The following is a 10,806-nucleotide window of genomic DNA, read 5'->3' on the forward strand; positions in this document are numbered from 1 at the left end:
CGCGAAAATGCCTAACTTACCTTTTTACGATCGACAGGTGACGACGCAAGGGCTTGGCACCGCGCCGGTGGACTTACCCAATAACACAGCCGATCAGCAAATGCTGAATGCTGGTGCGGATGCCGCCGCCAGGGCAACAGCGTCCATTACCCGCCAGGTTTCAGATACGGCACTACAGGACGGTGCGCTGAAACTGGATACCATCAAATATAATCTGTTTAATCAGGTCAGGCAGAAACAAGGGCAGAATGCCATTGGTTCATCTGACGATGCCCTACAGCAGTATGATCAGGCAGCAGGTACGCTGGGGCAGACAATCCCGGAAGGGAGACGCGATGACTGGAACCGCCAGGTTGTCGCTACCCGCCTTCAACTGCAGAGTTCTGCAGATTCGCACGAATATCAGCAATTCCAGGATTACAGCCGCGGGCAACTGGACGGGCGTCTGCAGATGGCCGTTCATGATGCCGAAACTTATCGCAGCGATCCGGGAAATTATGCGGTTACCAGGGCAAAGGCCATAGATGCAATTCATACCTTCGGCGCGGCAAATGGTCAGTCTGAGGATGAAATTAACGGGCGGATCGCCCGTCTTGATCAGCAGATGTCTCAGAACGCCACGCAGGCATACATTGCTGACTGGCGGACCAAACAACTGACATCACCAACTACTTTCACCCCTGGTGACCTTTCATCTGACAAAGTCTTCTCAGCGATGATCCCTGCAGAATCTGGCGGTCGGCAGTTTAACGGAAATGGAGGTACGTTGACGTCGCCAGCAGGCGCAATGGGTATAGCTCAGGTTCTACCTGCAACCGCTGAAGAAACCGCAAAAAAACACGGTATTCAATGGGACCCTCAGCGTTTTATGTCCGACGCCAGCTACAACATGCAGATAGGTCAGCTATATCATCAGGACCTTTCCAAAAAATACGGTGGTAACCAGGCGCTGGCAGTGGCTGCATATAACGCGGGTCCTGGCGCAGTAGATGACTGGATTAATGGCACGAATAACGCAGGGAAAAACCCCGCCTTGCTTCGTTTAGGTGATCCCAATAAAGGCGAGATTACCAACGACCAATTCATTTCCGGAATACCTTTCAGTGAGACCCGCAATTACACCATGAGTGTGTTAAGCCGTGCGCAATCCCTGCCGCCGGAAGCTGAGTTATCTCAGATCCAGAAAATGCCCTGGTATCAGAATGCGAGTCCTGAGCAGAAAAGCCAGTTTTTAGGTCAGGTATCGGCAGAGGTAAACCGGCAGCGTGCGTATGGCATGCAGAATCTGCAGGACACCATGCAAAATAACATGGCCCAGATGCAGAACGGAATCATGCCAACCCGTGATGTCACAAGGCAGGAATATTTGTCTTACCTGCCGCAGGGTGCGGACCCTCAGCAACTTGAACAGTTCAACCGTCAGTACGATGAATACGAGGCGACAAAGGCGCTTGTGCCGACCTATAACACGATAATGACCCAACCCGTCGCGATGGCGCAGCAGAGCGTTCAGGCGCTTTACCCGCAACCTAACGACCCGGATTTTGAACGCAAGTTGTCTTTGTACCAGAAAGCTACCGCCCAGTTGCAGCAGGTAACTCAACAGCGCAAAAGTGATCCTGGCGCGTGGTTTATGAAAAACTCACCACTGGTGCAGCAGGCTTATGTCTCATGGCAACAAAACCCCTCTGATCCAGTTATGGCGCAATCGTTTATAGCGTCGGTGCAATCAGAGAAAAATCGATTTGGGATCAACAGTCAGAAGGTATTGCCTGACTCAATAGCCCAGGCTATGGCCGAAGGATTCAACAACAACAAAGAAACAACGGTTGAATCCATCAGGCAGCAGCTGAACGCTTTTGGGCCATATTCTCAGGCAGTCGGCCGACAGATTATGGGGCAGAGTAAAAACGGACCTCTGGTTGGGGCATTATCAGCCGGAAATCCGCGGGCAAGTGTACCGTTGTGGCAGGAAAGAAACACACCAACGGCCGCCCTGAAAGAGTCAGTCGTTGCAAAGAACGGAAAGGGCTCGGACACTTCCGTTATGCAGGAATGGACCGATGCTTCTGCTGAATTTCGCCAGACGATGTTGGTTCAGCCAGGCGGCGCTGGCAGCTGGTCAACGCTGGATGAGCAGGGGCAGCGGCTGACGATGATCAATGTACTGCGCGGAATGGATGCCAGTGCTGCAGCAAAGCAGGCTACCGCTGATATGTTCACCAGCCAATACACTGTTAATGATACGTACCGCGTCCCGACATATCTTGGCTTTCAACCGGATTATATCGCCCGCGGTGCCAGCCTGTTTAAAGATAAGCTGACAGCAGATCAGCTTCAGCCTCTTAATTTCGGGAGTAAAACGCCCGACGAATTCAACAAATCACAAACGCTTTATGAGGTGAAAAATAACGCACACTGGGTGAATAACTCGGATGATTCCGGGCTGGTGCTGTATCTGGGAAACAACGTGCAAAATGACGCCGGCGGCAATCCGATTACTGTCAGCTTTGCCGATCTCGACAAAATAGCGAAAGCGGATCCCTCCTGGTGGCAGAGCGTTAAAAAATTCGGTTCACGGGAAACACCGTACACACCGGGAACTGAACGCGATGCGCGAGCGCAGAAGCTTCATGGGCTGCGGGAAACCTATGGAGGCCAGTCACAAAGTGGTGCTTCTTTTGCTGAAGGAATGAGGGATACCAATGCCAATATTCGTTGATGATGGTGATGCTGGCTCTGGCCTGCAGCAACCGGGAAGTAATTTCGATAGTGGTTTCGGTCAGGCGCTGGGTGCTGCGTTTTCAGAAGGGATGCTGTCGGGTCCAGCTAACGCCGGGAATCGCTTTTTAGTATCTGAATCCTATGCGAATGATCCAACGTCTCCATTGGTTGATCAGCAAACGGCTCAGCAAAAGTTTGACGCACTGGGCATAAAAAATATCAAAGTTCCAGAACAGGGAGTAACACAGGCATATCTGGACCATGTAACTGAGACAAATCGCGCAACACAGGAGAGAAGGGCTATATTGCAATCTGCCCCTTCTGGTGTGGCCACACCTCTTATTTTTACTGCCGGTCTGGCTGGGGCAATGACGGATCCGGGGAATCTTGCTCTGGGGTTTGTTCCCGGGTTGGGAGAGGTGAAGGCTGCCAGCGTAGCCGGTAGGTTTGCTCAGCGATTTGTACAGGGCGCCAGTGCTGGCGCCGTCCAGTCTCTGGTTGCTGAACCTATTAATGCCCTGGCGTCAGCATCTGAAGGAGATGATTACACCCTCGGGCAGGCGGTGGAAAACTTCTTCATGAACACGATAGCCGGCGGCGGCCTGCATGCCTTTGGCGGTGCCGTTCGTGATTCTATTGCCGCCAGGCGTCAGCGGGGTTTACAACAGGATAACCCACAGGCGGTTACTGACGCTGCGCCCGCAGGACAGGCAGATGCAGTGAGTTCCGCAGGATTATCGCCGGATAACACCCCGGCTTTTAAAGATAGTTTTGCTGATGCACAAACAGATCTCGCAAGAACCATTAACAGCAGAGTCGATGATTATGCGTATTCGCGGGCCTGGAATGAAAATATTCAACCTTACCGCGAATCTTTAGCCGCACAGCTTGACGGTCAGTCACCCAGAGTGGAGGAAATTAACCGTCAGATTCGTGAAAGTGAGTTAGCCGTACAGCAGGAAGAGCAGCGTTTCCGGGATTTATCAAAGCAGTATCAGGGCCAACGCATGACGCGCAAGCAAGCAGAGTCCCGGGCGCGAAAAGATGTTGATGCATGGCGTCAGCAGACCGAAGAAACAAACGCACGTCTGCGCGATGAACTGGCTTCTAATCGTGATGCAGAAGTTGCCAGAGGTAAATTACGCCAGCTTGATCGTGGAGAGATCCCGGAGGATTTCGCGGATTTGATTGCTGGTCGGTCTGCACAAATTAAACAGGGGCTTCAGGTTTCACCGATTGCCGGCGGTGTGAAAACAGCGGCAGAACGCTTCAACGAGTCGAATATCTTTGTCCGGCAAAATGCTTTTCGCTCTGCTATCCGCCAGGCTGCGGATGGATATTCTCCTGATATTGAAGATTTCTTTCGTCTTGCCGATCCTGCGGAAAGGAACGCCGCACTGAATCGCCTGAAGAATCAGGCTGATAACCAGCGGCATTCTGATGCGGCTGCGCGTACAGCCAGCGCAGATGCAGAGAGAACCATCCAGCAGCGCGGAGACGACGAACTACGGGCAGCGCAGGAAGACCTTCAATCTGAAATGGAATTAGCCCAAGCACATTTTAACGGTCTGGAAAATCAGGCAGAAATTAACGCCCACCTTGCGGAAATTAACGCAGCGGCAGGGGACCAGAGTTTTGCCCAAGCGGCGCGGGCATTTGCCGCATGTATGTTGAGGAGAGCGATTTAATGGCACAGGGTGAATTTTTAACGGCCTGCGAGCAAGTAGTAAACACGGCCGCCGGGCGGCAACTGGCTGAAGATGAAATGCAGGACCTGGTATCACGGATGGAATCAACGGTTTCCCGCATACGCGCCGAAAATGAAGGTCTCTCTCTCGAAGAGGCGGCACTCCGTGCTGCTGATGAAATTGCGCGTGATGATGCCCTGGCTAAGCATATTGAGGCCCGGAACCGGGTAATAAATATGCGTCTGCTGCATGAAAATCTTCAGCGCATAGATGCTTTTGGTGGGCGCCCGGACCTGGCTTTATCCGCGATTATGGTTGGGCGCAATGAGGCGGTATCCGGTTCCCGCGACAGCGCATTTAACAACATGCGTCAGCTGCGTGATCATTATATTTCTGGACTGGCGAATGATCTGGAAGAGCAGGGCGTGCTGCCTGTTTTTTCCAATGGCTCTCTTGATCAAAGTGTGGCAGATGCCATGTGGCGCCTGGGCAATAAGCAGGATGTAAGCCATCTCCCAGAGGATGCGATAAAAATTGCGCGCATTCTTGATAAATGGCAGGAAAAGGCTCGTATCGACGCCAACCGCGCCGGCGCCGCTATCGGAAAAATACCGGGTTATATCGCGCGGCAGTCCCACGATATCCATAAAATCCGCACCGCTGGCTTTGAATCCTGGCGCGATGCCATACTTCCGGAGCTTGACCCGCGTACTTTCGAAGGTCTGGACATTAACGGTCAGAATGGCGTATCGGTACGCAAAGCGGTAGCTATGACGGAAGAACAGATTTATGGGCGCGCGCGGCCGGCAAAACCGTTAAAACCGGAAAATATTGGTGCGCTGGCGCAGCGGGCGGATGGTCGTTTTTACATTAAAGGTGTCGCCAGTGAAAATGTCGATCTCATGCGCGGTAACGGGCAAGTGGTCAGGGCGAATTTCCGTAAAGGGGATTTGCTGGCTAACGGGCAGGATATCGATCTCGGTGATATCGTCGGTTTCCGGAACGATGGCGGAGAGTGGGTGAGCGTAGCCGGGCGGACGCCGCGCTTTGACCCGGCAGCGCCGGGAGGACTGTCACCATCACAGGCGGTCATTGATGACTTTCTGCATAATGTCTACGTTGGACTGTCTTCAGGTGTTCACCTACGTTCTGACCGACCGGACTGGATGAGCGGCTTTAAGGGCGGCGGCAGTAATGTTGCTCGCCGGGCCAGTCAGGAGCGAGTGCTGCATTTCAAAGATGGTCTTTCCTGGTACCGGTATAACGATAAATTCGGCGTCGGTAACCTTCGTGAGGCGGTCGGTAGCGGGCTGATTCACTCAGCGGAAACGACAGGTGTGATGCGCCGGATGGGCACTAACCCTGAGAACATGTTTAACGAGCTGGCTGATCGCATCGAACAGCGCTACAAAGGCGCGAAAGATGACACCGCATTAAATAAATTCCGGCAGAAGCGGAACACCTCACTAACTAATCAACTGAAAGAAATAACCGGCCAGACAAATATTCCCGGTAATGCCGCGCTCGCCCGCGTAGCAGCAACAACCCGAGCGATAGAAACCATGATGAAACTGGGCGGATCAATGATTTCTTCTTTCAACGATATAGCCACACAGGCTATGGAGATGCGCTATCAGGGACGAAATATGTTGGGTTCTGTCTGGGAAGCCACGGCGAATAAAGTGCAGCTGACGCGCTGGAAAAATGCGGAACGCCAGCAGGTTCTTAAATCTATCGGGTTACATGCTGATGCGATGAAAGACGAGCTAATTTATCGCTTCAGCGCTGACAATTCGATGCCTGGTCGAGTTAACCGCGCGATGCGCAATTATTTCCGGCTGAACCTGCAAAGTTGGTGGACTAACAGCAGCCGCTACAGTACCGGCATGATGGTTTCTGAGTGGATGGGCACGCATGCTGGAAAATCATTCCGTGATGTGCCGGAAGATCTGCGCCGGGTTCTGTCGATGCATGGTATTGAAGAAAACGAGTGGGCAGCGCTCAGCAAAATGAAACTACGCGCTGCAGATGGCAATGCCTACATGACGCCGGATGGTGTGGCGGATATCCCCCGCACGGATATCGAAAATTACCTCACCAACCGCGGGATAAAAATTAATGACCGCTCGGTAGAATATGCGCGGGATCTGCTTTCCGATAAGGTCCGCGGTTATATTCTCGATCGCGTTGGCGTAGCTCTGAACGAACCGGATGCGCGCACAATGTCGATCATGAAACAAGGTATGCAGCGCGGCACCGCTTATGGCGAAATGCTGCGATTTGCATGGCAGTTTAAATCTTTTACAGCCAGCTTTATGCAGAACGCGATCGGTCGAGAGCTCTACGGGCGTGGTTATGATTTTGGTTCACTAAGCCAGAATAATACCTTTCGCAATAACGCTCTGATCCGGGCGATGCGTAATGGAAACGGTGAGCTGATGGGCATTGCTCAGCTTTTCCTGTGGGCGACGGCGTTCGGTTATCTCTCCATGCAGACGAAGCTGATGCTTAGGGGCCAGACCCCACGCCCTGCCGACAATGTCAGTACATGGACAGCAGCCATGGCGCAGGGCGGTGGGCTGGGTATTCTGGGGGATTTCCTCTTTGGGGAGTACAACCGGTTCGGAAATACCCCGGCGACGTCGCTGGCTGGTCCCTTTGCATCCGATGCTGCACAGCTGATCAACCTCTTTGGACTGACGAAACAAGGAGACGCAAAAGCAGCTGATTACTTCAACTTTGCGATAAACCACACGCCTTACATGAACCTGCATGTGGTGCGCCCGGTGATGGATTTTCTGATCCTGAACCAGATGCGGGAATGGATGTCGCCTGGCTCTTTGCAACGCTACCAGCTGCGCGTGAAGGAAGAGCAGGGAAACGACTTTATTATCCCGCCTTCGCAGTTTACGTTGGGACGATAATCAGTAATCCCTGAACCCAAATTTTTGCAGGATTTTATTGATGCCGATAGTGGAATACCAAGCGATACATAATCCTGCAACAGTTCCTATTACTGCAAAAGGGCCACACAGAATGTTCAGCAGTGAAAACCCATCATTCAGAACGGTAACAAAGCTGATTGCTATAGCAATACCGATCGCGAGATATATTACCTGGCTGTACTCACGGTTCATTATTATCCACCATTACAGAAGTATCTTTTTAATATAACAGATAATAAGCCCACCATACGGTGGGCTTTATCATTACTGCCCGCCAGGACGTGAGTCGGCCGAACGACCACCACACCGGGAACCGTCAGAGGCTGTATCGTCAGGATGCTGGCAGTTTCCTGCGTAAGCTTGCGTTACAGATCCCAGAGAGAGCAGAACAAATAACACCGCGAATAATTTTTTCATGTTTTTGCCTTGTGTGTAGTTTTTAAATCCTATCAGGAACAGGTACCGCCTTTATGATGAGAACCAGTACCGCCATGTGGGTGGGTACCTTTAGGGCATGCCATCGCGGACACAGACATCACACCAAACATTGCGACCAGTAGCAGAGTAATTATTTTTTTCACTTTTCATTCCTTAATTATTGCCATAGGGATAATCCCAAAATCACTATAGCACCCCATCAAAAGATAGAAATCCTGATAAACGATCAGCTTTTGCCCAGTACCACCATCCTTATCAAAATCGTCCCTGCCACTTTTAAATCAGCCATCCCGGCCGGGAGGTAAGGAACGATGAAAATGACACACAGGGTTTCCGAGGTCATCACCTACGGGACGTCAACGGTCAGCGCTACGTATTGGTTTTCGCAGCTGCTTGATTCATACACTCCCGGCCAGTGGGCAGCCATTGGCGTAATTGGCAGTCTGGTGTTCACGGCTTTGACCTTTCTCGTAAATATCTACTTCAAATGGCTCGCGTATCGCCGCGGCAAGTTGTCGGAAGAATAATATGGCTTCGACTAAAGCAAAACTCAGCGCGGCCATGCTGGCGCTAATTGCCGCTGGTGCTTCAGCGCCAGTGCTGTTTGACCAGTTTATCAGCGAGAAAGAGGGCAATGCGTTAGTTGCCGTCGTTGACCCGGGTGGCGTGTGGTCGTTGTGCCATGGCGTAACGGTCATCGATGGCAAGCTTGTAGTTAAAGGGCAAAGAGCAACCGAGGCGCAGTGTAAGCATGTAAATGCAATCGAGCGAGACAAGGCGCTGTCGTGGGTAGAAAAGAATGTGCATGTGCCGCTGACGCCAGCGCAGAAAGTCGGAATTGCCTCGTTCTGTCCCTACAATATCGGCCCTCCCAAATGTTTCCCCTCGACGTTCTACCGCAAATTAAATGCCGGCGACCGCAAAGGTGCTTGCGCGGAGATCCGCCGGTGGATATTTGACGGCGGCCGGGATTGCCGGTTAACGAAAGGTAAGGCCAACGGCTGCTACGGGCAGGTTGAGCGGCGTGACCAGGAAAGCGCGCTGACGTGTTGGGATATCGATAAGTGAAACCAGAATCTATCGCTGCGGCAATTATTATGCTTCTGCTAATCGTCGGCCTCACAATCGCCGCAGGGCTGGGCTATCGATATAGCTCGGCATCCAGCAGAGCTGAAACGGCTGAAAGTCAGGTGACGTTGCAGGCACGGGTTATCCAGATGCAGGCGGACAATATCGCTGCCTTTCAGACGATCAGCGGCAATGTTCAGGACAAAAACAGGGCGGTAGATGCAAGTACAGAGGGTAAAACCATTGAATATCGAACGATTCTCAAGCGTGAAAAAACGTGTGATATGCCTGTGCCTGCTGATATTTCTGGCGGGTTGCTCGAATACACGAACAGTCTACGTACCAGCGCAGTGCACACCAATACCGGCGGATCTGACAAGCCCAGTTCTGGCTCCACTGCCGCCGGCGAACTGACATATTGCCAGGCTGTTTTGTGGATCACGCCCTTACTAGCGGCTATTGAAAAAGCAAATAACCAGCTGGCGGGTATTCGCCAGATTGAACAGAAAAGGCAGGAGACAAAATGACGAACGTGCAGACGGGAATGCTTTACTTTAGCGTGGTAGTATCGACCCTCTATCTGGTTGCCGGCGGTTACAAGTCGATACGCGCATACTTCCAGAAAAAGTTTGATGATGCCGTGGCCGCAAAAGCATCAGAAACAACCGAGAAATAACCTCCTCCGGGCCGCATAACGCGGCCTTATTTTTGCCCAGCTTCAAAACGATTCTGACAATGCCACACATGTCGAACTGTTTTGGAGTAGATGATGGTCGAGAACGACACTTCATCGGTTGATTATCAGCTATCAACCAGCACTGGCCCCTTTGGTATCCCGTTCTACTTCATAGAGAATGCGCATATTGTCGCTGAACTTTATACGCAGAACGGCGACGAATTTAACAAAACCACGCTGACGATTGACGTTGATTACTATCTGAATGGCGCCGGTGATAAGGACGGTGGTCAGCTAACTTTGCTCGCCGCGCACAGTGGCGCCACGCTACTGATTTATCGTGATCCTGATGCTACTCAGTTAACCAGTTATCTAGCGACCGGGAAGTTTCCCGCGACAAGCCACGAACGAGCTCTTGATAAGCTGACTATGCTTATCCAAAAATTCGGTTGGTGGTGGGACTCTTTGGCTCTGAAAAAGCCAAACATTTTTGCGAACTATTACGATGCGATGAATAACCGTATTCGTAACCTACGAGATCCCGCGCTGGCGCAGGATGCCGCAACTAAAAGCTACGTCGACAGTAGCGATAGTGATCTACAGCAGCAGATAACCAGCAACTTTAATCGATCGCTGCGTGTCCCTGACTCCTATATAAGCCAGCTGCCGACAGCTGATGAACGAGCCTGGAAGGGGCTGGGTTTCGACGGTGCTGGGCAGCCTAAATTACAGGATCCCGCGGGAACCGGATTATGGGGTTATGTCCCGGCGATAGGCTCGTTTGAGAAAGGGTCGCTGCTTACTCAACGGTTTGAAGTGCTGCTTTGGGAGTCCACGGACGAATACTGGCGTTGGGATGGTGCAATGCCGAAGATCGTATTACCCGGTAGCACTCCGGATACGGCCGGCGGACGCGGTAAAGGGAAATGGCTGGATGTCACCGATGCAACACTTCGCGTAAACCTGGGTTCAGGAGAAGGGTTTAATCTGGTTGGCCAGGTCTCATCGTTTCCTTCACTCCGAGAAGTTGTACCGGCTTCTTCCGGGCAAAAAATATTACTGGCCTCACACGCTCCCGCCGAGGGCTGGTTTGCGCTGGCGCTACCGCCACAAGGATTCGGAGAGTTTGTCGCAAAGGCCGGAATAGCGGTTGACGATGGCGGATATATTTGCGTGCCTACCGGGCAAACAGCGTATTACTGGCAGCGCATCATTGAGAACGAAACGCTCCACGCGGAGTATTACGGTGCCCGATGTGACTCAACCC

10 protein-coding genes are annotated in these 10,806 nt (G+C 52.0%); 8 read left to right on the top strand and 2 right to left on the bottom strand.

The annotated features are described in order from the left end of the window. The first annotated feature begins 7 nt into the window (after positions 1-7). From AC007G_RS10970 to AC007G_RS10980, 3 genes are read left to right on the top strand one after another with little or no spacing between them, the layout of a single operon-like run. Positions 8-2,722: a transglycosylase SLT domain-containing protein gene (locus tag AC007G_RS10970; protein WP_213900912.1), complete on the top strand. Its 2,715-nt coding sequence runs from the start codon at positions 8-10 to the stop codon at positions 2,720-2,722. Continuing rightward, positions 2,706-4,412 (top strand): hypothetical protein, encoded by a 1,707-nt coding sequence (locus tag AC007G_RS10975; RefSeq protein WP_228304986.1) that lies wholly within the window; start codon positions 2,706-2,708, stop codon positions 4,410-4,412. Before AC007G_RS10970 ends, AC007G_RS10975 begins: the two co-directional genes overlap by 17 nt. After that, positions 4,412-7,336 (top strand): hypothetical protein, encoded by a 2,925-nt coding sequence (locus AC007G_RS10980; RefSeq protein WP_213900910.1) that lies wholly within the window; start codon positions 4,412-4,414, stop codon positions 7,334-7,336. The genes AC007G_RS10975 and AC007G_RS10980 overlap by 1 nt, the downstream gene beginning before the upstream one ends. Here AC007G_RS10980 and AC007G_RS10985 read toward each other — a convergent pair whose 3' ends face one another. Both AC007G_RS10985 and AC007G_RS10990 read right to left on the bottom strand, forming a co-directional pair. After that, on the bottom strand, positions 7,337-7,549 hold the full coding sequence (locus AC007G_RS10985; protein ID WP_032451348.1) for a hypothetical protein: 213 nt from the start codon (positions 7,547-7,549) through the stop codon (positions 7,337-7,339). A 72-nt stretch (positions 7,550-7,621) separates the two neighbouring features. Further along, positions 7,622-7,774: a transmembrane anchored protein gene (locus AC007G_RS10990; RefSeq protein ID WP_282387469.1), complete on the bottom strand. Its 153-nt coding sequence runs from the start codon at positions 7,772-7,774 to the stop codon at positions 7,622-7,624. 332 nt (positions 7,775-8,106) lie between these two features. On the opposite strand from AC007G_RS10990, the gene AC007G_RS10995 reads away from it, so the two are divergent. The 5 genes from AC007G_RS10995 to AC007G_RS11015 form a co-directional block, all read left to right on the top strand. Further along, a complete protein-coding gene (locus AC007G_RS10995) occupies positions 8,107-8,322 on the top strand; it encodes a phage holin (RefSeq protein WP_087749388.1) in 216 nt (71 codons plus the stop codon). A gap of 1 nt (position 8,323) precedes the next feature. Further along, the gene (locus AC007G_RS11000) at positions 8,324-8,863 is read left to right on the top strand and encodes a lysozyme (RefSeq protein ID WP_213900909.1); all 540 of its coding nucleotides are present in this window, start codon (positions 8,324-8,326) and stop codon (positions 8,861-8,863) included. Next, positions 8,860-9,390, top strand: coding sequence for a hypothetical protein (locus tag AC007G_RS11005; protein ID WP_118859935.1), 531 nt, complete (start codon positions 8,860-8,862; stop codon positions 9,388-9,390). The genes AC007G_RS11000 and AC007G_RS11005 overlap by 4 nt, the downstream gene beginning before the upstream one ends. Then, positions 9,387-9,539 (top strand): DUF1378 family protein, encoded by a 153-nt coding sequence (locus AC007G_RS11010; RefSeq protein ID WP_118859934.1) that lies wholly within the window; start codon positions 9,387-9,389, stop codon positions 9,537-9,539. Before AC007G_RS11005 ends, AC007G_RS11010 begins: the two co-directional genes overlap by 4 nt. A 90-nt stretch (positions 9,540-9,629) precedes the next feature. Next, positions 9,630-10,806, top strand: a 1,177-nt coding sequence (locus tag AC007G_RS11015; protein ID WP_479466597.1) for a tail fiber/spike domain-containing protein, incomplete at its 3' end; no start/stop codon positions are given.

This window comes from Klebsiella sp. CSG-1, assembly GCF_056521145.1.